Origin of the sequence: Parvimonas sp. D2, assembly GCF_035282635.1 — a bacterium.
Taxonomy (GTDB): domain Bacteria; phylum Bacillota; class Clostridia; order Tissierellales; family Peptoniphilaceae; genus Parvimonas.
On sequence record NZ_JAYKBO010000116.1, the window covers coordinates 1 to 233 of the forward strand.

Sequence of the window (233 nt, forward strand, 5' to 3'; positions counted from 1 at the left end):
TCGAACCCACAACCTACCGGTTAACAGCCGGGTGCTCCACCATTGAGCTACCTAGGAGTTTGGCTGTTTTCTATTCTCCCAGTACGAGATGTACTAGTACCTTCGACGTTTAAGAGCTTAACTTCTGTGTTCGGGATGGGAACAGGTGTATCCTCCTAGCCATCACAGCCATACTTGTTTATTTACTTTTCTTTGCCGTTAAGCTCTGAGCTTTCACTGTCGAAACTTACCAT

Annotated in this window: 1 rRNA gene; it reads right to left on the reverse strand. The window is 45.9% G+C overall.

The features are described from left to right. Positions 1-57: 57 nt before the first annotated feature. Positions 58-173, reverse strand: a 5S ribosomal RNA gene (gene rrf, locus VJI77_RS07780). Positions 174-233 lie beyond the last annotated feature (60 nt).